The organism is Streptococcus sp. k-628, from assembly GCF_013277475.1.
Lineage (GTDB): Bacteria > Bacillota > Bacilli > Lactobacillales > Streptococcaceae > Streptococcus.
The window spans coordinates 1-23,426 of sequence record NZ_VMMZ01000066.1 but is presented as its reverse complement, the minus strand read 5'-3'; the positions used below and the strand labels follow the sequence as shown (position 1 = coordinate 23,426).

Sequence of the window (23,426 nt, the reverse complement as noted above, 5' to 3'; positions counted from 1 at the left end):
AACTTATAATAACTAAATAGTGACTTCAATCAAATGTCTTAATTATTAAATTAAAATTGATGATTCTGAGCACTTCAAAAAACGCAATGTTAAAATTGAAAACATTGATTTACCAATCTTTTCCGGCTATGTATTTTGATGAACAGGTCGTTTTCAGAGGTGCTTTTGAATTATTGATTGATAAAAACTATTTTAGTGTCATTCTAGCTTCCACGATATGAGATGGAAAATCTTTTCTCCTTTTTGTGAGAGGAGATTTTTCAATTTTTATACTGAAAATAAGAGAGGGAAATATGTCAAGAATTATTACACTGCATTCTTTTACAAAAATACAGCGATATGGTTTTGAAAGTACCCAGTTTTATCGAGCGCGTATCGCAAGATATCTGGGAGTAGATTATCTCCATATTCTGACAAACCCACAAGTTAGACCTGACTGGAAGGTGGTTTTAAAAAAGCTAGGATTTTTAGAAAAAGAACTAATCTGTGTTCCTCATAGTTTTTCTGATATAGGACATGATTCCTTATCGGTTAAGCCTGAAACTCTCAATTTATCAGATAGTGATACGGTTGAACTCACTGCAGATGGTTTTGTCTCTTCTCTTACGTTAGGAGATGGCTCGGGTCGTTACTATTATACAAGTGGCCCTTTCCTTTTTGAAGATTTTAAGGCAAAAGAATTACGCTGGTTTCATAAAGATGGAAATCTAGCACTTGAAGGGCGTTTTATCAATCCATTCAAAGAACCTTCTCCTGTTTCTTTATTTTATCCTGAATATATTTTTCGAAAAGATGGAGTTATTTACTCTGAAGAAGATTTACTTGTCAAATTTTTGGTTGATATAGCTCAGGATACAGACTTAATTATTCGCGATCAACAAAGTATACCAAAGCCTAGTCTATGGAGATATATGGAAAACACGGGTAAGAATTACTATGAAGTGATTCATTCAAATGTTTTAATGAATATGTCACATGCTAATTTAAGGAAAAAAAATAAGTATCTTGTGGCTAGTGAGAAATTAACAGAATCATTACAAACAAAGGGCTATCATTCCACATTCTTAGCTCCTATGTTTTCAGAAAAGTTAGGAGAATTAAGACATATAGGCCCAATACGAGACTATTGCTTGGTGGGGCATATGGGGGAAATAAAAAATGTTGGACTAGTTATTGAAGCATTTATTGAGTTGTATAAAAAGGGTTCAAATGTTGAGATTACATTTTATGGTGGATCGGAAACAAGAATACAAGAACTTCGTAATCAGTATGATATCCCTCCCACAATTCATCTAAGAGGAGTGGTAGATAATGTTCCTTATAATCTACATCAATGCTATCTATCAGCCAGTTACACTGAATTGTTTGCAAATGCCTGTGTAGAAGCTTTGAGTCATGGCTTGCTAGCTTTGTTATCAGATGTGGACATTGCTCATCGTTTCTATGCAGAACAATCCAGTGCAATCACCTTATTTAGAACAAAGGAAGAGTTAATAGAAAAGATAGAAGAAATGGAACAAGTGGATTTTTGTAAATCAAATGCAGAAAATATCGCCCTAGCATCTCACTATTCACTAGAGACAGTAGCTCAAATATACCGAAAATTACTAGATAGGAATTTCTAGGATGTTGGGAATTCTAGCTATCCTATTGCTCTATTTCTGCTTGATTTCCTGGATTGCCTATCGGCAAAAAGGGAGTGAGGGGGACTATTATCAGGTTAAGAAAGCTGTTCCAGTGACAGTTTTGGGCTTCTCAGTCTTTGCCACCTTGCTCAGCCCCATTTCCTTTCTGACTCTGGTGGGGAATGCCTATACAGGTAGATCCTATCTCTGGTTTGCCCAGTGCGGGATTTTTCTAGCCATTCCACTAGCTCATCGCTATTTTCTGCCCCTCTATCAAAAGGGAAACTACGAGACAGCTTATCATCTTTTAGAGGACAAGTTTCAATCTCCTAGCATTCGTTCACTGGCTTCAGGACTCTTCATCCTCTATCAGTTGGGGCGAATAGCAGTGGTGACCTACTTGTTGTCTCAGGCCTTAGCGCCCTTTATCCCTCTCAATCAGCTGGTCTTGTCAGGTCTACTCCTTCTTTTGACGGTCTATTATCTGGCAAGGGGTGGTCTCTTGGTTGTGCTGTGGACGGACTTCTTTCAGGGCTTGGTCCTGCTGGCTATATTAGCTCTCTTTCTACCAAGAATTGCCCAATCTGGTTTAGTCATGAATAGCAGTCAACAGATATTTCACTTTGCAGAGACGCTGGATGGGAAGACGGTCTTGATCTTAGTTGTAGGAGCAGGTTTTAGTAGCTTGTTTTCCTACGTTTCCTCACAGGATATTGTCCAACGTTTTAATAGCAAAATGGGGCGCCAAAAGATTGGAAAAATCTTATGGCTACAGGGACTCTTGTCCTTTGGGATTGCCAGTTTACTGTATCTGATTGGTCGCTTGATTCGTCAGGAAAATTTTGCCACCACATCGCCCAATCCTGTTCTCATTGCCTATGTTCAGGAATGTCTATCACCTTGGTTTGGCAGTTTCATCATGCTAGCTCTCTTGACAGCAGGCCAATCCACAGTTTCATCCAGTATGAATGCAATTGTGACCTGCTTGAAGTTGGATTTTGCTTGGTCAAAGATTCGCTGGTCGCCAAGTATCCTATCCTTTGCCTTAGCAGGTTTGTCTTGGTTCCTCTGCCTCTTACTCATGAATGCAGAAATCTACTCCATCTACGAATGGATTAACGGCTTTATGGGGCTGACACTAGGCGTGATAGGTGGTTTGTATCTCTTGGTTTTACTCCTCAAAAGACCGAGTTTACAACTAGCCAAAATCTATCTGTTCTTTAGTTTAGGAGCCTTGTTTCTCTATTATTACAGTGGTTTATTTGCCAACCCCAATCCTTGGTTAAATAGCATCATCACTACCCTATCTGCCCTGTTTATCTCAATTCTAGGAAGACTATATGAAAGCACAATCTAAACCCATAGCCGTCATTTTGATCCGTTCGGGTTCACGCGGCTTAGTGGATAAAAATATCAAACCACTTGTAGGAAAACCTTTGGTTTTCTACACCATAGAAGTCGCTCTAGCCTCCAAGCTATTTAGTGATATCTGGGTTTCTTCAGACTCACTAGCCTATCTGGAACTTTGTCGTCAAGCCTATCCAGAGATTCGTTGTGTCCACAGACCAAAAGAATTGGCCTTGTCAACAACCTCTAGCTTAGAAAGCTTGCGAGACTTTTTACAGCCCTTTGAGGAAGAGCAGATCTTTGTGAATCTACAGGTGACCTCACCCTTGAGAGAGGTGGAGCACCTCGTCGAGTCCTATCACCTCTACTGTCAGTCTGGCGCCGACCATTTGATTTCCTGTGTTAAGGCGGACAAGAGTCGTAGTCTTTTCTTGCAGTTAGAGGAGTCACCTTTTATCCGTCCGCCTCAGGTGTCCAAGCACTATGCTCGGCAGAAAGAGCCTGTCTATTACTATCCCAACGGTAGTATCTGGATTTCTCGCAAGGATCGTTACCTACGAGATGAGACCTTTTACACAGATAAGACAGTAGCCTATGAAATGCCTAAACTCTATTCTTATGATATCGACGATGCCTTGGATTTTGAAGTCGTTGAGACCTTGCTACAACATCACCACCTAGGAGAATCAAAGAGATGAAACACCTCATCATTGCTACAACGCCCTTACAGGCTAAAATTGCCCATCATATCAAGGGATTTTATCCTGATCAGGACTTTGTCAGTCTTTATGTCAGTTCTGTCAAAAATGCCCGTCAGGAGCATTATGCTAAGGATTTTGACCATGTTTACTATCCTCAGAACGTAGAGGACTTGACTCAGATTTGTCAGGAACTGGCGGGAGACTATGACACTATCTTTTATGCTAGTTTTGACAATAGCTTGATTCTGGACTTGGTTGCTAGTTCCTCCTACCAGCATCTCATGAGTTTTGATGATGGCTATGCGGATATTTACCCCTTGGGCATGTATGCTTGCCCTCTCCATCCTAGTCAGGTAGGCTCTTTGGGCTTGACCAGAGATGACTTGATTGAGCGGACGGAAAAGCACTATACCCTCTATCGCAGTGACTACCATATCGTAGCTAGAGAAAAGCTTGTTTATCTGGAGCATTTTTTTGACCTGCCACAAGCACCCGTCTCAAATGGTAAGACGGTCAAGGTCCTGCTGGGACAAAAGTTCTCTGAGGAGGATGACCAAATCTCCATCCGTTTTATCAGTACCTATGCTAAGGCTTTGGCAATTGACCTCTATCTCCCCCATCCCAAGGAAACCTTCCATATTCCAGATGTAACTTACTTGGCTACAGATTTAATCTTTGAAGATGTCCTAGCCCATCTTTTTCAAGAATACGAGTTTGTTCAGGTCTACCATTTTACTTCATCAGTCAGTCTCCACTTACAAGACCTGCCTCATGTGACTATCATAGGCATTTCCCTCCCCTACTATGAGGCCCGTCAAAATGAATTACGCCGATTGGGTTGTCAGTTTGAAACGATTCCACTTGGCTGGTAACTTAAAGTAAATAACTTGCACCCCTTATTCTAATATTTTCCCATTTTAATAGTAGTCGATAAGTTCCCTTGGGTCACTTGTTTTCTCCCGTTTTAGAGTGACTCAGGAGGCTTTTTTTGATATAATAAAAAGGACTGTTATCAGTTAGAAAGAGGTTGGTATGAAAGAATTACAAACTGTACTAAAGAACCATTTTGCAATCGAATTTGCAGACAAAAATTTACTGGAGACTGCCTTTACTCATACGAGTTATGCCAATGAGCACCGCCTCTTAAAAATTTCACACAATGAACGCTTGGAATTTTTAGGAGACGCTGTTCTACAGTTATTGATTTCAGAATATTTGTATAAAAAATATCCTAAAAAGCCTGAGGGGGATTTGTCCAAACTTCGTGCTATGATTGTCCGCGAGGAAAGTTTGGCTGGTTTTGCGCGTGATTGCCAGTTTGATCAGTTTATCAAACTTGGTAAAGGGGAAGAAAAGTCTGGTGGACGCAATCGTGACACCATTCTTGGTGATGCCTTCGAAGCCTTTCTTGGTGCTCTCCTTTTGGACAAGGATGTGGCCAAGGTCAAGGAATTTATCTACCAAGTCATGATTCCTAAGGTTGAAGCAGGCGAATTTGAGATGATTACAGATTACAAAACCCATCTCCAAGAGTTACTTCAGGTCAATGGCGATGTGGCTATTCGTTATCAGGTGATTTCTGAAACGGGTCCTGCCCACGATAAGGTCTTTGATGTAGAAGTTCTGGTTGAAGGTAAGAGTATTGGTCAAGGTCAAGGTCGTTCTAAGAAACTAGCAGAGCAGGAAGCTGCCAAAAATGCCGTTGAGAAAGGGCTGGATTCATGTATTTAAAGGAAATTGAAATTCAGGGATTCAAGTCTTTTGCTGACAAGACCAAGGTCGTCTTTGACCAAGGTGTGACGGCAGTCGTTGGACCCAATGGATCTGGAAAGTCCAATATTACAGAAAGTCTGCGTTGGGCCTTGGGGGAGTCTAGTGTCAAGAGTCTCCGTGGTGGCAAGATGCCAGATGTCATCTTTGCTGGTACCGAAAGTCGCAAACCGCTCAATTATGCTTCTGTAGTTGTGACTCTGGATAATCATGACGGATTTATCAAGGACGCAGGTCAAGAAATTAGGGTGGAACGCCATATCTATCGTAGTGGAGATAGCGAATACAAGATTGACGGCAAGAAAGTCCGTCTGCGTGATATTCATGACCTTTTCTTGGATACTGGTTTGGGACGAGATTCCTTCTCTATCATTTCCCAAGGGAAGGTTGAGGAGATTTTTAATTCCAAGCCTGAGGAACGTCGTGCCATTTTCGAAGAAGCTGCTGGAGTTTTGAAATACAAGACTCGCAGAAAAGAAACGGAGAGTAAACTGCAACAAACTCAGGATAATCTAGATCGTCTTGAAGACATTATCTACGAGTTGGATAATCAAATCAAGCCTCTTGAGAAGCAAGCTGAAAATGCTCGTAAGTTTCTAGACTTGGAAGGCCAACGTAAGGCTATTTACTTGGATGTTTTGGTTGCTCAAATCAAGGAAAATAAGGATGAACTAGAGTCGACAGAAGAAGAGTTGGCTCAGGTTCAGGAACTCTTGACGAGCTACTACCAAAAGCGGGAAAAATTAGAAGAAGAAAATCAGAATCTCAAGAAGCAACGTCAAGATTTACAGGCTGAAATGGCCAAAGACCAAGGCAGTTTGATGGATTTGACTAGTCTGATTAGTGATTTAGAGAGAAAATTAGCCCTATCGAAACTGGAATCTGAGCAAGTAGCCCTCAATCAACAGGAAGCACAAGCTCGTTTGGCTGCTTTGGAGGATAAGAGAAATTTACTCAGCCAAGAAAAATCTGATAAAGAAAGCTCTTTAGCTCTGTTAGAGGAAAATCTAGTCCAAAATAATCAAAAACTCAATCGTTTAGAAGCTGAATTGCTAGCTTTTTCAGATGATCCTGATCAGATGATTGAACTTTTACGTGAACGCTTTGTGGCGCTTTTACAGGAAGAAGCAGATGCCTCAAACCAGTTGACCCGTATCGAAAACGAGTTGGAAAATAGTCGTCAGCTTTCTCAAAAACAAGCAGATCAACTACAAAAACTCAAAGAACAACTGGCTACAGCTAAAGAGAAGGCTAGTCAGCAAAAGGAAGAGCTTGAAACTGCCAAGGAACAGGTTCAGAAATTATTGACCGACTACCAAGCTATTGCCAAGGAACAAGAGGAGCAGAAAGCTTCCTATCAAGTTCAACAAAGTCAACTCTTTGACCGTCTGGATAATCTCAAGAACAAACAGGCTAGAGCCCAAAGTTTGGAAAATATCTTGAGAAATCATAGTAACTTTTATGCAGGTGTTAAGAGTGTTCTCCAAGAAAAAGACCGCCTTGGTGGGATTATTGGGGCAGTCAGTGAGCATCTGGCCTTTGATGTGCATTATCAAACTGCTCTAGAGATTGCCTTAGGGGCGAGTAGCCAGCATATCATCGTAGAAGATGAAGAGTCAGCAACCAAGGCGATTGATTTCCTCAAACGAAACAGAGCCGGTCGCGCGACCTTCCTTCCTTTGACAACGATCAAGGCGCGTACGATTTCTAGTCAGAATCAAGATGCTATCGCTGCAAGTCCAGGTTTCCTTGGGATGGCAGATGAGCTGGTTACTTTCGATAATAGGTTGGAAGCTATTTTCAAGAACTTGCTAGCTACGACCGCTATTTTTGATACTGTAGAGCATGCGCGTGCAGCAGCTCGCCAGGTTCGTTATCAGGTTCGTATGGTGACTTTGGACGGTACAGAGTTGCGCACAGGTGGTTCTTACGCAGGTGGAGCTAATCGCCAGAATAATAGTATTTTTATCAAGCCAGAGCTGGAGCAATTACAAAAAGAAATTGCTGAAGAAGAAGCAAGCTTGCGTACAGAAGAGGTGAGTTTGAAGATCTTGCAAAATGAGATGACTGCATTGACAGAAAGATTAGAAGCTATCAAATCTCAAGGAGAGCAGGCTCGTATTCAGGAGCAAGCCTTGTCCCTCACTTATCAGCAGACCAGTCAGCAAGTTGAAGAACTGGAAACTCTTTGGAAACTCCAAGAAGAGGAATTAAATCGTCTTTCTGAGGGAGATTGGCAAGCGGATAAGGAAAAATGCCAAGAGCGCCTTGCTGCAATCGCCAGTGACAAGAAAAATCTGGAAGCTGAGATTGAAGAGATTAAGTCTAATAAAAACGCCATCCAAGAACGCTATCAAAACTTGCAGGAAGAGCTAGCACAAGCTCGCTTGTTTAAGACAGAACTGCAAGGACAAAAGCGTTATGAAGTAGCTGATATTGAGCGTTTAGGCAAGGAATTGGACAAACTGAATATCGAACAAGAGGAAATCCAGCGCCTTCTTCAAGAAAAAGTTGACAATCTTGAGAAAGTTGATACGGATTTGCTCAGTCAGCAGGTCGAAGAAGCCAAAACTCAGAAAACAAATCTCCAACAAGGTTTGATTCGCAAGCAGTTTGAGTTGGATGATATTGAGGGTCAACTGGATGATATTGCTAGTCATTTGGATCAGGCTCGCCAGCAGAATGAAGAGTGGATTCGCAAGCAAACTCGTGCTGAAGCTAAGAAAGAAAAGGTCAGCGAGCGCTTGCGTCATTTACAAAATCAATTAACAGACCAGTATCAGATTAGCTATACTGAAGCTCTAGAAAAGGCGCATGAGTTGGAAAATCTCAATCTGGCAGAGCAAGAGGTGCAGGATTTAGGGAAGGCTATTCGCTCACTGGGTCCTGTCAATTTGGATGCTATTGAACAGTACGAAGAAGTCCACAATCGTCTGGATTTCTTGAATAGCCAACGTGATGACATTTTGTCAGCGAAAAACCTGCTCCTTGAGACCATTACAGAGATGAATGATGAGGTCAAGGAACGCTTTAAATCAACCTTTGAAGCTATTCGTGAGTCCTTTAAAGTGACCTTCAAACAGATGTTTGGCGGAGGTCAGGCAGACTTGATATTGACTGAGGGAGACTTGCTGACAGCTGGGGTTGAGATTTCTGTTCAACCGCCAGGTAAGAAAATTCAGTCTCTAAACCTTATGAGTGGTGGTGAAAAAGCTTTATCGGCTCTTGCCTTGCTCTTCTCCATTATCCGTGTCAAGACCATTCCATTTGTCATCTTGGATGAGGTGGAAGCTGCGCTGGATGAAGCCAATGTAAAACGTTTTGGGGATTACCTCAATCGATTTGACAAGGATAGCCAGTTTATCGTCGTAACCCACCGTAAGGGAACCATGGCAGCGGCTGATTCTATCTATGGAGTGACCATGCAAGAATCAGGTGTCTCAAAAATTGTTTCGGTTAAGTTAAAAGATTTAGAAAGTATTGAAGGATGACAATTAAACTAGTAGCAACGGATATGGACGGAACCTTCCTAGATGGGAGTGGGCGCTTTGATATGGACCGCCTCAAGTCTCTCTTGGTTTCCTACAAGGAAAAAGGGATTTACTTTGCGGTGGCCTCGGGGCGCGGATTTCTATCTCTAGAAAAATTATTTGCTGATGTTCGTGATGACATTATTTTTATCGCGGAAAATGGTAGTTTGGTAGAGTATCGAGGTCAAGACTTGTATGAAGCGACCATGTCTCGTGATTTTTATCTGGCAACTTTTGAAAAGCTGAAAACGTCACCTTATGTAGATATCAATAAACTGCTCTTGACTGGGAAAAAAGGCTCTTATGTGCTAGATACGGTTGATGAGACCTATTTGAAAGTGAGTCAGCATTATAATGAAAATATCCAAAAAGTAGCGAGTTTGGAAGATATCACAGATGACATTTTCAAATTTACAACCAACTTCACAGAAGAAATGCTAGAAGCTGGTGAAGCTTGGGTAAACGAAAATGTCCCTGGTGTTAAGGCCATGACAACTGGCTTTGAATCCATTGATATTGTTCTGGACTATGTCGATAAGGGTGTGGCTATTGTTGAATTGGCTAAAAAACTTGGTATCACAATGGATCAGGTTATGGCTTTTGGAGACAATCTAAATGACTTGCATATGATGCAGGTTGTGGGACATCCTGTAGCTCCTGAAAATGCACGACCAGAAATTTTAGAATTAGCAGAGACTGTGATTGGTCACCATAAAGACCAGTCGGTTATAGCTTATATGGAGGGCTTATAATGGCAGATATAAAATTGATTGCATTGGACTTGGATGGGACCTTGCTGACTACTGATAAAAAGCTGACGGATCGAACCAAGGCAACCTTGAAAGCTGCGCGTGATCGTGGTATCAAGGTCGTACTGACAACTGGTCGTCCCTTAAAAGCTATGGATTTCTTTCTCCATGAGCTAGGGACTGACGGTCAGGAAGATGAGTATACCATTACTTTTAATGGTGGTTTGGTTCAGAAGAATACAGGTGAAATCCTTGATAAGACAGTCTTTTCATATGATGATGTGGCACGTTTGTATGAAGAAACAGAGAAATTATCACTGCCTCTTGATGCTATCTCAGAAGGAACTGTTTATCAAATCCAATCTGACCAAGAAAGTCTTTATGCCAAATTCAATCCAGCATTGACCTTTGTTCCAGTGGCCTTTGAAGACCTATCTAGTCAAATGACTTACAACAAATGCGTGACTGCTTTTGCTCAAGAACCCTTGGATGCAGCCATTCAGAAGATTTCTCCAGAATTGTTTGACCAATATGAAATCTTTAAATCACGTGAAATGTTGCTAGAGTGGTCACCAAAGAATGTTCATAAAGCAACAGGTTTGGCAAAACTAATCAGCCATCTTGGAATCGACCAAAGCCAAGTCATGGCATGTGGTGACGAGGCAAATGACCTTTCTATGATTGAATGGGCAGGGCTCGGTGTTGCCATGCAAAACGCTGTTCCTGAAGTCAAGGCAGTCGCAAATGTAGTGACGCCAATGATCAATGATGAAGAGGCTGTTGCTTGGGCTATCGAAGAATATGTGCTAAAGGAGAACTAAGATATGGGATTATTTGACCGTCTATTCGGAAAAAAAGAAGAACCTAAAATCGAAGAAGTTGTAAAAGAAGCTCTAGAAAATCTTGATTTGTCTGAAGATACTGAGCCTGCTCTTACAGAAGTTGAGGAAGTTCCTCAAGAAGAAGCAGAGGTTGAAAGTTCTGAAGAAGCTGTGTTTGAAGAAGAGGAAATCCAAGACACAGTTGAAGAAAATTATAATTCAGAATCAGTTGTAGAAGTTTCTCAAGAAGAAGTCGAAGAATTTCCAAACTCACAAGAAGTCACAGAGGAAGAGAATTCTGAGCTCATAGAAACTGTAGAAGAAAATAGTTCTGAAGTTCTTGAAGCAGAAACTCCTCAAGCAGAAGAAACCGTTCAGGAAAAATATGACCGCAGTCTTAAGAAGACTCGTACGGGCTTCGGTGCTCGCTTGAACGCCTTCTTTGCCAACTTCCGTTCTGTCGATGAAGAATTCTTCGAAGAATTGGAAGAACTGCTGATCATGAGTGACGTTGGTGTACAGGTCGCTTCTAACTTAACAGATGAGTTACGCTACGAAGCCAAGCTTGAAAACGCCAAGAAACCTGATGCACTACGCCGTGTCATTATTGAGAAATTGGTTGAGCTTTATGAAAAGGATGGCAACTATGATGAACGTATCCACTTCCAAGATGGCTTGACAGTCATGCTCTTTGTTGGTGTGAATGGTGTTGGGAAAACAACTTCTATCGGAAAACTAGCCCACCGCTACAAACAAGCTGGGAAGAAGGTCATGCTAGTTGCGGCAGATACCTTCCGTGCTGGTGCCGTTGCCCAATTAGCAGAATGGGGACGCCGTGTGGATGTTCCAGTTGTGACTGGACCTGAAAAAGCTGACCCAGCCAGCGTAGTCTTTGATGGCATGGAACGTGCCGTGTCTGAAGGTATCGATATTCTCATGATTGATACTGCTGGTCGTTTGCAAAACAAGGATAACCTTATGGCTGAGTTGGAAAAGATTGGTCGTATCATCAAACGTGTTGTGCCAGAAGCGCCGCATGAAACTTTCTTGGCTCTGGATGCATCAACAGGTCAAAATGCTCTTGTACAGGCCAAGGAATTTTCAAAAATTACCCCTTTGACAGGAATTGTCTTGACTAAGATTGATGGAACTGCTCGAGGTGGTGTTGTTCTAGCCATCCGAGAAGAACTCAATATTCCTGTAAAATTGATTGGTTTTGGTGAAAAAATCGATGATATTGGAGAGTTTAATTCAGAAAACTTTATGAAGGGTCTCTTGGAAGGCTTAATCTAATCAGAAACAAAAATCCTGCAAGGAACAAACTTGCAGGAAATTTTTTTATTCTAAACGACCATCTTGACGATAGGCGATATCTGGTTGCCAAGTCCATTTAGCACCAAATTTTTCAAGTAAGTCAAAGCTGGCTTGAGGTCCCATGCTTCCAGCTTTATAGTCATGAAGTGGGGCACCATTTTCAGCCCAGAGCTCTTCGATACGGTCAATCAATTTCCATGACGCACCAACTTCATCCCAGTGGCTAAAGTTAGTTGAGTTGTTATTTAGGACATCATAAATCAATTTCTCGTATGGTTCTGGAGAAGCACCAGTTGCTGTTGCATCTGTACGGTAATCAAGTGAGTTAGGAGCCAAGTTGAATTCTTCTCCTACTTGCTTCCCATTTAGGCTAAGAGAGAAGCCTTCTGTTGGTTGGATATAGATGGTCAAAATATTTGGAGCAAGTGGTTCTCCAAATATAGAATCCATTTGTTTAAAGACGATGTTGACATGAGTTCCTTTTTCAGTCAGACGTTTACCAGTACGGAAGAAGAAAGGAACACCACGGAAGCGATCGCTGTCTACAAAGAAGGCACCAGATGCAAAGGTTTCAGTTGTTGATTCTGGATTTACATTTGGCTCGCTACGATAAGAGATGTATTTCATGCCATCAATCTTACCTGAACGGTATTGACCACGGATAAAGTGTTCTTTAAGCTCTTCATCAGTTGGATGATAGAGGTTTTTAAAGACCTTAATCTTCTCAGCACGAATCTCGTCCTTTGTGAAGTTTGCTGGCTTGTCCATGGCAAGGAGGGAAAGCAGTTGTAGAGTGTGGTTCTGTACCATGTCACGGAGGGCACCAGATTGGTCATAGTATCCCCCACGTTCTTCTACACCCAAGCGCTCAGCAAAGGTAATTTGAACATTGTCGATAAAGTCCTTATTCCAAACATTTTCAAAAATCAAGTTTGCAAAGCGAACTGCAAAGATGCTTTGAATCATTTCCTTACCAAGATAATGGTCGATACGGAAAATTTGTTCTTCGTCAAATGTTGCCAGGAGTTCATCATTCAACTTGCTTGCAGTTGCGTAATCTGTACCAAATGGTTTTTCAACGATTAAGCGCTCAAAACCTTTTCCATCTACGATATTTTCAGACTTGAGGTGTTTGGCAATAGTTCCAAAGAACTGAGGTGCCATAGATAAGAAGAAGAGCTTGTTGTGTTCAGCTCGGTACTTGTCATTTAGTTCAGCCTGCAATTGACGTAGAGCAATATAGTGTTCTGTATCATTGACATCATGACTTTGATAGTAGAAGTGGCTAGCGAACTCTTGAGCCTGTTCGGTACTATCTGCCAAATCAAGGATCGATTCGACTACAACAGATTCAAAATATTCCTTGCTCCAAGGACGACGGGCAGTTCCAATGACGGCAAAATGTTTGGAAAGATTGCCGGATTTATATAGTCTAAATAGGGAAGGGTAGAGCTTGCGTTTAGCCAGGTCTCCACTCGCACCGAAAATTGTAACAATAACCTTAGATGACATCTAGCTACCTAATTTCTATTTTTATTCCTAGTTTTGCTAGGTATGAGGAAACCTCATTTCATAAACTTAATTCTAACATAATTTTCCGAAAAATCAAAAATTCCAATACGAGATAGAAAAAAACTGCAAGGAAATCCTTACAGTTTGCATTTAAACGTTTAAGACCTTGTCCAAGAAATCTTTCAGACGTGGGTGTTGAGGGTTATCAAAGATTTGATCAGGTGTTCCGTCTTCTAGGAACTCGCCATCTGCAGTAAAGATAACTCGGTTGGCAACCTGACGAGCAAATCCCATCTCATGGGTTACGATAATCATGGTCATACCTTGCTCAGCCAATTCCTTCATAACGTTTAGTACGTCTCCGACCATTTCAGGGTCAAGGGCAGAAGTTGGTTCATCAAAGAGCATGATGTCTGGATTCATTGCAAGTCCACGAGCGATGGCTACACGTTGTTTTTGACCACCTGACAGGCTATCTGGACAGGCCTTAGCCTTATCTGCTAGTCCAACCTTTTCAAGCAACTCCATTCCCAATTTTTCAGCTTCTTCCTTAGTCGTCAACTTGTGCTCAATAGGAGCAAAGGTGATGTTGTCCAAAACAGACATATGTGGGAAGAGGTTGAAGTGTTGGAAAACCATTCCGATATTTTCACGGACGTGGTCAACGTTGGTTGTTTTTTCAGTTAAGTCATAACCGTTCACAGTGATGTGACCGCTCGTAACTTCTTCTAAAAGATTTAGGCTACGAAGGAAAGTTGACTTACCAGAACCCGAAGGACCGATGATACAAACAACATCTCCTTCATAGAACTTGGTCGTAATTCCTTTTAAAACTTCATTTTTTCCGTAGCTTTTGTGTAAATCATTTACATCAATTTTTAATTTTGCCATTAACGAATCCTCTTTTCTAAGCGTTTCGCTAGTTTAGTCAAAAGCGTGATAATTACAAGATAGAAGATAGCAAGGATTGCATACATCTTGAAACTTTGGTAGTTACGGGCAATGATAATCTTACCGGTTTGGAAGAGTTCAACCAAACCGATAGCAGATACGATAGTTGTATCTTTCAGAGCGATAACGAATTGGTTAACAAAGTTTGGCAACATCAATTTAGTTGCTTGTGGCAAGATAATCTTACGCATGGTTTTTCCATAAGAGATACCCAAGCTTCGACTGGCTTCCATTTGTCCAACAGGAACGGCCTGAATACCACCACGAACGATCTCAGCGATATAAGCCGCTGCATTGAGTGAGAGGGCAATGGTACCGGCTACGAAGTCGTTAATTGGACTTTGTTGGCCTGTGATAGACTCGATGAAGTTTGGAATTCCCCAGAAGATGAAGGCTGCAAGAATCATCAATGGAATACCACGGATAACGTCAACGAAAATCTCAGAGATCACACGAAGAGATTTGTAGGGGCTAACGCTGAACATACCGAAGATAATTCCGATAACAATAGCAATAGCAAATGAGATAAGAGCTAGAGCAAGAGTGATACCAAGACCGCTAAGGAGTTGTTTGTAGTTGTTTTGAAGCAAGCCCCAGATAGTTGTCTCATCAACAGTGCTTGTTGAAGCAGTTGAAGACTCACTAGCTAGGTATTTATCAAGAATCTTTTGGAATTCTCCGTTTGCTTTAAGGTTTGCAAGTCCGTTATTGAACATTTCAATCAATTCTGGATTTGCTCCTTTTTTAACAGCAAAGGCTGTTTCACCGATTGGAGTTCCAGCGATTGGTGTCTTCAATTTTTGTCCTTGGCTGATAGAATATTTGAGAACAGGCTCATCATCCATAACGGCATCAATGGCACCAGTGTTTAAACTGTCATACATTGACGAACCATCAGCGAAGGTTTTGATTTTGTAGCCGTATTTGCTTTGATTTTCTGTTAGGAAGGTTTGAGAAGCAGTTCCGTTTTTAACACCAACTGTCTTCCCTTTCAAATCTTCATAAGAAGCAATGGTACTTGATTCTTTGACACCAAGGATAGTATTGGCAGTGTAGTATGAATCTGAGAAGTCAAAAGTTGCCTTACGAGCATCTGTAACAGACATACCAGCAATGATACCATCAGCTTGACCAGCTTGAACAGCACTGATAGCAGCATCGAAACCAGGGTTGATGATTTCAATTTCAAAACCTTGGTCTTTAGCGATTGCCTTAATCAATTCCATATCAATACCAGTGTATTGGTTGCTTGAATTTTGGAAAACAAAAGGTGCAAAAGAAGAATCGCTGGCAATGATATATTTAGCTTTAACAGGAATAGCTTTTAAGCCTGCTAGAGTAGTTGTAGTTGGCACTGCTGAAGATGATGAAGCAGTCCATTTCTTGATGATTTTATCAAGACTACCATCTTTTTTCATTTCAGCCAAGGCTTGGTTAAATTCAGTAACTAGGTGCTCGTATTTGCTTCCTTTTTTCACACCGAAAGCAAAACTTCCTACAGCTTCCCCATCCATTTCAATATGGAGGTCTTGACCTTGGTTAATGGCATATTCGATAACAGGTTTGTCATCCATCATGGCATCGATGGCACCAGTACTCAAGCTGTTGTTCATCAGATCACTAGTGTCAAATGTTTTAATAGTAAAGCCGTATTTATCTTTGATTGTTTCAAGAAAACGTTGGGCAGCAGTTCCGTTTTTAACACCAACGGTTTTGCCAGTTAATTGGTCATATTTACTAATCTTGTGTGATTTTGTAGTAGCAATGACAACTTTTGTATCATAGTAAGTATCAGACATGGTGAAAACTTTTTCACGTTCTTTAGTCTTTGTCATCCCTGCCATGATAGCGTCAGCTTGACCAGCTTGAACCGCATTGACCGCTGCGTCAAATCCAGGATAGGACATCTGAATATTCCATCCTTTAATCTCAGCGACTTTGTTGATAATATCAACATCAATTCCTTTATAAATTTGATCTGAATCTTTAAACTCAAAAGGTGCATAGGCGGTATCAGAAACAATCTTAATCGTTTCTGCTTTGGCAATACCTAATGAGAAAATTGGGAATAAAATTAGCAAAAATGCTAGAAATTTTTTCTTCATTTTTAGTCTCCTTTTCCGAATATTTTCCCATTATATCAGAAAAAGTAAAAAAAGGCAAATTTTTATATTTCTGTGTCAGAAAATATAACATCCATAATTCTGGTTTTGTCTTGAATCACACAACAGAAGTGCTATAATAAAGGTATTATAATAAAGGTATATTATATAGTAAAAGAGGATAAAGTTATGAAAGACAAAAGAATCTTAAAAGACTTTGAAACTTCTAAAATGAGTTTAAACATTTACACAAGCCCCTTGTTAGCCTTTGCTTTTGTCTTCATAGGAGAGTTTGTGGCTTATACTCTGTATGGTATTAGTTTGTTAGCTCTCATCGGACTTGCTAGAAATTTTGGAGAGGATGGTCAAAATCTTGCAACCTACTTGCAGACCTTGCATCAGAGCTTGACGGATAAAACAGGTGACTTTCGTTTAATTTTAGAATTGCTGTCCTTTGGTTTTATCATCTTAACTGTGTTTAGATGGACTAGAAAAGTAGAGAAAAGACCTATTCGAACCTTGGGATTCTATAAAGAAAATTTTTTAAGTGCTTTACTTAAAGGATACGGTCTTGGTTTATCCCTCTTTATACTTGCTTTGGCTGGACTAGTAGTGTTGGGGCAGTATCAATTTGACTCCATTCACTTGGATACTTATTCGCTAGCTTTTACTTTATTTACAATACCTTTTTGGATTTTACAAGGAACGGCAGAAGAATTGGTTACTCGTGCTTGGCTGATTCCACAATTGGCTAAGAGAACCAATCTTAAAGTCGCTATTATCATATCTAGTAGTCTCTTTACCTTACTTCATTTAGGAAATCCAGGCATAACTTTCTTATCTGCAATTGATCTCTTTTTATTCGGAGTTGCCATGTCCCTATATCTTCTTAAAACAGATACTATATGGGGTATAGGTGGTATTCATGGAGCTTGGAATTTCGCACAGGGAAACCTCTTTGGAGTATTAGTTAGTGGTCAGTCTTCAGGAACCTCAATCATGAAATTTACTCCACAAGGCAATCAAGACTGGCTATCTGGTGGGTCTTTTGGTATTGAGGGTTCCATCGTGTCCAGTATTATTTTGTTTCTGCTGATTCTTTATCTCGCTTATCAATTAAAGAAAGAAAATGAAAGGATGTGACTTCGGTCCGTCCTTTTCTTCGTGAAAATGCTACAAGTATGCTAAAATAGGAATAGCACATGGAGAGAGGATTCTTATGATTAACCGCATTACAGACAATCAATTTAAACTAGTATCAAAATATCAACCTTCAGGAGACCAACCTCAGGCTATTGAGCAGTTGGTTGATAATATCGAGGGGGGAGAAAAAGCTCAGATTCTGATGGGGGCGACTGGTACAGGGAAGACCTATACCATGAGTCAGGTCATTTCCAAAGTCAATAAACCCACTCTGGTCATTGCCCACAATAAAACTCTAGCAGGCCAGCTCTATGGAGAGTTCAAGGAATTTTTCCCTGAAAATGCAGTTGAGTACTTTGTGTCTTACTATGATTATTACCAGCCAGAGGCCTATGTACCTTCTAGTGATACCTATATTGAGAAGGATAGTTCTGTCAATGATGAGATTGACAAGCTCCGCCACTCAGCCACCTCAGCTCTTCTGGAGCGTAATGATGTTATTGTCGTGGCCTCAGTCTCTTGTATCTATGGTTTGGGTTCGCCCAAGGAATACGCTGATAGTGTCGTGAGTCTCCGTCCAGGTCTTGAAATTTCTCGTGATAAACTCTTAAATGACTTGGTCGATATTCAGTTTGAGCGAAATGATATTGATTTCCAACGCGGAAGATTTCGCGTTCGTGGGGATGTAGTGGAGATTTTCCCAGCTTCCCGAGATGAACACGCTTTTCGAGTAGAATTTTTTGGAGACGAAATTGACCGTATTCGTGAAGTGGAAGCTTTGACTGGTCAGGTATTGGGAGAAGTGGATCATTTGGCGATTTTCCCTGCGACTCACTTTGTGACCAATGATGACCACATGGAAGTTGCCATTGCAAAGATTCAAGCAGAATTAGAAGAGCAACTAGCTGTCTTTGAGAAGGAAGGCAAATTGCTAGAAGCTCAACGTTTGAAACAGCGGACAGAGTATGATATCGAAATGTTGCGTGAGATGGGCTATACCAACGGGGTTGAGAACTATTCTCGCCACATGGATGGACGGAGTGAAGGAGAGCCTCCTTATACTCTCTTGGATTTCTTCCCAGATGATTTCTTAATTATGATTGATGAGAGCCACATGACCATGGGGCAAATCAAGGGCATGTACAATGGAGACCGCTCTCGTAAGGAAATGCTGGTTAATTATGGTTTCCGTTTGCCGTCTGCTCTGGACAATCGTCCTCTCCGTCGTGAAGAGTTTGAAAGTCATGTACATCAGATTGTCTACGTTTCAGCGACACCTGGTGACTATGAAAATGAACAGACCGAGACAGTGATTGAGCAAATCATTCGTCCGACAGGTCTTTTGGATCCTGAGGTGGAAGTCCGTCCGACTATGGGACAGATTGATGACCTTTTGGGTGAAATCAATGCTCGTGTTGAAAAGAACGAGCGAACCTTTATCACAACCTTGACCAAGAAAATGGCAGAAGACTTGACCGACTACTTTAAAGAAATGGGCATCAAGGTCAAGTACATGCACTCGGACATCAAGACCTTGGAGCGGACAGAGATTATCCGTGACCTGCGCTTGGGTGTCTTTGATGTCTTGGTCGGAATCAACCTGCTCCGTGAAGGAATTGACGTTCCTGAAGTGAGCCTCGTAGCGATTCTCGATGCTGACAAGGAAGGTTTCCTTCGTAACGAACGTGGACTCATCCAAACCATTGGTCGTGCTGCCCGTAATAGCGAAGGGCATGTTATCATGTATGCGGACACGATCACTCAGTCTATGCAACGTGCCATTGATGAAACGGCTCGTCGTCGGAAAATCCAGATGGCTTATAATGAAGAGAATGGTATTGTACCACAGACAATCAAGAAAGAAATCCGTGACCTGATTGCCGTGACCAAGGCAGTTGCTAAGGAAGAGGACAAGGAAGTCGACATCAATAGCCTCAACAAACAAGAACGCAAAGAACTCGTCAAGAAACTAGAAAAACAAATGCAAGAAGCCGTCGAAGTGCTTGACTTTGAACTAGCTGCCCAGATTCGTGATATGATGCTGGAAGTCAAGGCGTTGGGGTAAGGGAATTCGTAAATGTAGTGTGATAATGAATTAGCCAATTTTTACTGATATAAAGCCCCATTTTTAATATACTGGGGGGCGTATCTTGCACTGAGTGAAAATTTGTTGTATAATTAAAATGGCCGTAATTTTTTTACGATTAATAGGAGGTATGGAAATGTTACAAAAATTTAAGGTAAAAGGTTTTAAAAATTTTGCATCACAAATTGAGTTTGATTTAACAGCTGGAAATTATTCATTTAATGATAGTATTGTAAAAAATAATATTCTTACTACTGCAGTTATATATGGTGATAATGCTTCGGGCAAATCAAACCTAGGTTTAGCTATAATGGATATTATAACTCATCTGACAGATAATGAAAAAAATATTAATGATTATAAAAAACATTTTTTAAATCTAGAAACTACGCCTGAGTATGCCAAATTTGATTATACCTTTAATTTCAATGATCACATTGTAAAATATAATTATTGTAAAAAAGAGTATGATGTGATTTTATATGAAGAATTATTCATAGATAATGAATTGATTGTTAAATACGATAGGCAGGAGCAGATAAAAATAATAAATCTGAAAAATGGTGGTGAAATAAATTTTGAAAAATTAAGAGATGATCAATCACTGGTAAAACTTGCCTATGTTTATTCGACAGGTGGTGATCAGGAAGAAGATACAAAAGATGCTATTTTTGATAGATTTATTAAGTTTGTTGATTCAATGTTATCCTTTGATTCAATTTATGGAAATCACTATCAAGGATATACGACAGGACGTGGACAAATTGCTGAAATGATTATTAAAAAAGATAAGGTTAAAGACTATCAACAATTTCTTTCTGAGGTTGGTATTCATTATGAATTGTTTGAAAAAGAGATTGATGATTCGAAACATATTTTTGCAAAATTTCCATCGGGAAAAGAGGCTAATTTCTTTAATATTATGTCTAAAGGAACTCTAGCTTTATCTTTGTTTTTCATGTGGTATATGCAAATAGTAGATGGAATTCAATTTTTGTTTATTGATGAATTTGATTCTTATTTTCACCATAATGTATCTAGAGTGTTAATAAATAAATTAAAATCCTCATCGGTTCAAGTTGTTTTAACTACACATAATACTGCAAATATGTCTAACTCTATTTTAAGACCTGATAGTTATTTTACTATTTCTAATAATAGAATTGCTAATATTGCGAATCGTTCTGGTCGTGAAATACGTCAAGCACAAAATATAGAAAAAATGTATCGCGCAGGTAGTTTTGATAATGAGTAATATATTATTTATTGTTGAGGGAGCCAAAGACGAACCGAAATATATAGACCAATTTATTCAATATCACAAAGAAGTCATGGAGCAAAACGGAAATGATGTATCTCCGATCATTGTCCAGAGCTACGGAACATTGATTTATGATCTATATAAAAGGATTTCTAGTTATCCAGAGGAGGATGAATTTGAAACGATTCCTGTCCTACTAGAAATATTAAAAGGTAAGTCCATAGAGTATAGTGATGAGCTAGAAAATCATGAAAAGTTCTCGGATATTTTTCTATTTTTTGACTTAGATGCACATTACCACTACAAGAAAGATAAAAGGAATGATCAGGTTTATAAAGAGATTAATAAACTTTTGTCCTTTTTTAATGAATCAACTGACAAAGGAAAGCTACTAATTAGTTATCCTATGTTTGAAGCTTTAAAATGCTTTAAAGATGATTTTATAAATGGGAGTAATGTATTGTGCCATTTGTTTAATATTTATGAGGTCAAGAAGAAAGGTAGTAGTACAACATTCAAAAGAAAATATAAGTGTATATCTTCAGAGTGTTATAAAAATCCGGATTATTCTAAAGAGAAGATTGAAAAATTAGTCCAATATTTTATATTGTGTTCTTTCTGTTTAGTTGAAAATCCAACCGATATTTCCAATTCTGAAACTATATTTATAAAACAATATGAAAAATTAATTAATCAGAGGGAGCAGGTTCTGATTTTATCTGCTTTTCCACATTTTATAATTGATATTTTTGGAATAGAGCGATATTGTGAAATTTGGGATTGGACTTTTACATTTAAAAATATTTCTGAGTGTAGTTAAAACTCCTTATATTATTGATTGTCAGAAGTGATGTTACAGTAACACTACTGTCAATTAAGAAAAATCTAACTAACTTGGATAGATTTAGCATTTTTATTGACTAGTGCTATATTTACCGTATTACCTTATGTGAAAAAGATTGATATTACAAAATTAGGCTCAGTGGAGTCTAGAAGCGGTGAACAAACTTCAAAAGAGAAGTAATAGAATATCATCAGAAACAACTTACTATTTTAGCCTTACTGAATAGATAAAAGGAGCACTATAGGCATTATGAGCTTTTACTCCGTGACATCAATGTCGGTGGAAAAATCAAGGTTGTCATGTCTGATTTGAAGACGGTTTGGCTAAGTTGAATTTTGAAAATCCAGTTTTCTACATCAATAGTGGCAATCTTTTCTTTGATAGTGAGGAGCAAAAGGAGAGGATTCGGGAGATTTTGACGGCTTGTTTCAGTCGGTCTTCTGATTTTCCTCTGCCTTTTGTCCTTGTCAACTCTTCCATACTTGAAAAGGAAACAGCAAATCTACTTACATGATGGCAGGCTGAAACAGCCTTTCAGCTAGACGTTCTCTTTTATCTGCCCAAGATTGATAGGGAGAGTGTCCAAGAGCTGGCAGGTAGTCGGGCAAATGACAGGGAGCAGATGCACTTTGGGCAGGCTGCTTTCTTTTATAGCAATGTGGATCTAGAGGACTATTTCAAGTCCAACTACCGTAAGAAACTACGCAAGTCCAGTTTCTACAAGCAACTAATTTTCCGAAACGGTAAGACTTTCCAGAAGATAGTGGAGTTGGTGAATGAGAAGTAAGATAAATAAGAAAAGTAAAAGTTCAGGAGAACAAGTTTAGTCTTTGGTTGGAAAAACATTGGGTAGTAGAAGTTTTTTAAAATTATTTAGTCTTAATAGTTGTTGCGATTAGTGTGGGATATTTAACTTTTGGTAATGAGAGCATTCCTGCTTCACTTCGTTATTTTAATTATATTAGTCCTTTATATGTATACTTGTTCCTCTTGGTGCTTATTCTTTATTATTTTCGATTTGGTAGCCTGATTAAATAAAGATGGAAATGTTTTTTGCCATCTTTAATCAGTTTTGATTCCCGCTATGTTTGCTTTCCAATTGTTACCTATCTAATCTTTTTCTTCACCTTATTATTTACTATGGTGATTTTAAAATATAATAAAAAAGGAGAAAAAAATTACCGACGCAAATTTCTCAAAGGTATTTTCATTTAAAACACTCTATCTGAACTTCCTAACCTTTGAAATTTTTCATTTGATTTTGTTAGTTTTAGGTCTATCCTTTACTTCGGTCTTGTGGAATAGATGGTTTTTTATTCTTTGTTTGACTTTCTTTATCCATTCTTGGATAGTCTTTTTTAGGACAAGAGATTTTCATTGATATCATCTCATTTTTGAATTATTCAATGCACTAGTCGCACTTTATACTCAATGAAAATCAAAGTGCAAACTAGGAAACTAGCCGCAGGTTGCTCAAAACATTGTTTTGAGGTTGTGGATAGAACTGACAGAATCAGTCACATATATACGGCAAGGCGACGTTGACGTGGTTTGAATTTGATTTTCGAAGAGTATTAAATCTAGGTTTACTAGATTCACTGCTACTATCTATTTATTCGGAAAAGAGACGAAAAAACCTGAGAATTATCTCAGGCTTGGTCATTAAATCT

At 39.5% G+C, this 23,426-nt stretch carries 16 protein-coding genes and 3 pseudogenes; 16 read left to right on the top strand and 3 right to left on the bottom strand.

All coding sequences use genetic code 11. The features are described 5' to 3' along the window. Positions 1-293 precede the first annotated feature (293 nt). The 9 genes from HT730_RS07970 to ftsY all read left to right on the top strand — a co-directional run bounded on the left by HT730_RS07970 (position 294) and on the right by ftsY (position 11,836). Entirely contained in the window at positions 294-1,625 is a 1,332-nt protein-coding gene (locus tag HT730_RS07970) for a glycosyltransferase (RefSeq protein ID WP_112443765.1), read from the top strand. Between the two features lies 1 nt (position 1,626). Beyond that, a complete protein-coding gene (locus tag HT730_RS07965) occupies positions 1,627-2,982 on the top strand; it encodes a sodium:solute symporter (protein WP_112443764.1) in 1,356 nt (451 codons plus the stop codon). Then, entirely contained in the window at positions 2,966-3,670 is a 705-nt protein-coding gene (locus HT730_RS07960; protein WP_112443763.1) for an acylneuraminate cytidylyltransferase family protein, read from the top strand. The genes HT730_RS07965 and HT730_RS07960 overlap by 17 nt, the downstream gene beginning before the upstream one ends. After that, positions 3,667-4,545 (top strand): glycosyltransferase family 52, encoded by an 879-nt coding sequence (locus HT730_RS07955; protein WP_112443762.1) that lies wholly within the window; start codon positions 3,667-3,669, stop codon positions 4,543-4,545. Before HT730_RS07960 ends, HT730_RS07955 begins: the two co-directional genes overlap by 4 nt. A 160-nt stretch (positions 4,546-4,705) precedes the next feature. After that, complete coding sequence (gene rnc, locus HT730_RS07950; RefSeq protein ID WP_000661487.1) at positions 4,706-5,404, top strand: ribonuclease III; 699 nt, start codon at positions 4,706-4,708, stop codon at positions 5,402-5,404. After that, complete coding sequence (gene smc, locus HT730_RS07945) at positions 5,395-8,934, top strand: chromosome segregation protein SMC (RefSeq protein WP_173307280.1); 3,540 nt, start codon at positions 5,395-5,397, stop codon at positions 8,932-8,934. Before rnc ends, smc begins: the two co-directional genes overlap by 10 nt. Beyond that, positions 8,931-9,725 carry an HAD family hydrolase gene (locus HT730_RS07940; protein ID WP_173307279.1) on the top strand — a complete coding sequence of 265 codons (795 nt, stop codon included), beginning with the start codon at positions 8,931-8,933 and terminating at the stop codon, positions 9,723-9,725. The genes smc and HT730_RS07940 overlap by 4 nt, the downstream gene beginning before the upstream one ends. Then, positions 9,725-10,543 (top strand): Cof-type HAD-IIB family hydrolase, encoded by an 819-nt coding sequence (locus HT730_RS07935; protein WP_173307278.1) that lies wholly within the window; start codon positions 9,725-9,727, stop codon positions 10,541-10,543. Before HT730_RS07940 ends, HT730_RS07935 begins: the two co-directional genes overlap by 1 nt. Before the next feature lie 3 nt (positions 10,544-10,546). Further along, entirely contained in the window at positions 10,547-11,836 is a 1,290-nt protein-coding gene (ftsY, locus tag HT730_RS07930) for a signal recognition particle-docking protein FtsY (protein ID WP_173307277.1), read from the top strand. 45 nt (positions 11,837-11,881) lie between these two features. On the opposite strand, the gene zwf is transcribed toward ftsY, so the two are convergent. From zwf to HT730_RS07915, 3 genes are all read right to left on the bottom strand, one after another. After that, positions 11,882-13,369, bottom strand: a complete 1,488-nt coding sequence (gene zwf, locus HT730_RS07925; RefSeq protein WP_173307276.1) for a glucose-6-phosphate dehydrogenase — start codon at positions 13,367-13,369, stop codon at positions 11,882-11,884. Between the two features lie 150 nt (positions 13,370-13,519). After that, a complete protein-coding gene (locus HT730_RS07920) occupies positions 13,520-14,260 on the bottom strand; it encodes an amino acid ABC transporter ATP-binding protein (protein ID WP_173307275.1) in 741 nt (246 codons plus the stop codon). Continuing rightward, positions 14,260-16,425 (bottom strand): ABC transporter substrate-binding protein/permease, encoded by a 2,166-nt coding sequence (locus tag HT730_RS07915; RefSeq protein WP_173307274.1) that lies wholly within the window; start codon positions 16,423-16,425, stop codon positions 14,260-14,262. The genes HT730_RS07920 and HT730_RS07915 overlap by 1 nt, the downstream gene beginning before the upstream one ends. A 186-nt stretch (positions 16,426-16,611) precedes the next feature. Between HT730_RS07915 and HT730_RS07910 the strand changes: the two genes are divergently transcribed. From HT730_RS07910 to HT730_RS10695, 7 genes and pseudogenes are all read left to right on the top strand, one after another. Beyond that, complete coding sequence (locus tag HT730_RS07910) at positions 16,612-17,565, top strand: CPBP family intramembrane glutamic endopeptidase (protein WP_138701797.1); 954 nt, start codon at positions 16,612-16,614, stop codon at positions 17,563-17,565. Between the two features lie 76 nt (positions 17,566-17,641). Then, on the top strand, positions 17,642-19,630 hold the full coding sequence (uvrB, locus tag HT730_RS07905; protein WP_173307273.1) for an excinuclease ABC subunit UvrB: 1,989 nt from the start codon (positions 17,642-17,644) through the stop codon (positions 19,628-19,630). A gap of 157 nt (positions 19,631-19,787) precedes the next feature. Next, the gene (locus tag HT730_RS07900) at positions 19,788-20,906 is read left to right on the top strand and encodes an ATP-binding protein (RefSeq protein WP_112443750.1); all 1,119 of its coding nucleotides are present in this window, start codon (positions 19,788-19,790) and stop codon (positions 20,904-20,906) included. After that, positions 20,899-21,732, top strand: coding sequence for a hypothetical protein (locus HT730_RS07895; protein ID WP_173307272.1), 834 nt, complete (start codon positions 20,899-20,901; stop codon positions 21,730-21,732). The genes HT730_RS07900 and HT730_RS07895 overlap by 8 nt, the downstream gene beginning before the upstream one ends. A gap of 323 nt (positions 21,733-22,055) precedes the next feature. Continuing rightward, positions 22,056-22,543: pseudogene (locus HT730_RS07890) on the top strand (DUF1697 domain-containing protein). A gap of 95 nt (positions 22,544-22,638) precedes the next feature. Next, positions 22,639-22,971: pseudogene (locus tag HT730_RS10560) on the top strand (hypothetical protein). Continuing rightward, positions 22,934-23,134: pseudogene (locus HT730_RS10695) on the top strand (hypothetical protein); the annotation flags it as partial. The pseudogenes HT730_RS10560 and HT730_RS10695, both read left to right, overlap by 38 nt. Positions 23,135-23,426 lie beyond the last annotated feature (292 nt).